Genomic DNA, 432 nt, shown 5'->3' with positions numbered 1-432 from the left:
GTTCTACATTAAGTGGCGAATTTTTTATTGCTGTTTCATACTTTTCCATATTCGGGTTTATCCAAAATACTTCTTCTGTTGCAATTAAGTTATTTACTAGTGGATATTGCTCTTTTAATGCCTCTATCTCCTTCATTCCTCTTCCTCCTCATATCCTTGTAGCTAGCCATATAATAAATTATAATTAAATTAATTTTAATATAGTTTAACATAAATAATTCATTTTAGTTAATTTCAATTTAATTTATTTAAATATAATTTAATAATTATTAAGGAGCATTTATTATGGAAAATATAGATATTGGTAAAAAGATTGAAAAACAAAGAAAAGAAAAAGGATTAACTAGTAAAGAATTAGCAAAGATGGCCGAAATCACACCATCAATGCTTAGTCAAATTGAACGTGGTTCTGCTAACCCTTCTATTCAAACA

At 26.4% G+C, this 432-nt stretch carries 1 protein-coding gene and 1 pseudogene; one reads left to right on the top strand and one right to left on the bottom strand.

The features are described from left to right. Window positions 1–136 (bottom strand): annotated as a pseudogene (locus tag AC1DJR_RS33580) (D-serine ammonia-lyase); the annotation flags it as partial. Window positions 137–285: 149 nt separating this feature from the next. On the opposite strand from AC1DJR_RS33580, the gene AC1DJR_RS33575 reads away from it, so the two are divergent. Continuing rightward, on the top strand, window positions 286–432 hold a 147-nt coding region (locus tag AC1DJR_RS33575), incomplete at its 3' end, for a helix-turn-helix domain-containing protein (protein WP_477004633.1).

The organism is Bacillus sp. 05T31 (genome assembly GCF_056396725.1).
This window is presented reverse-complemented; position numbering and strand designations above follow the sequence as displayed.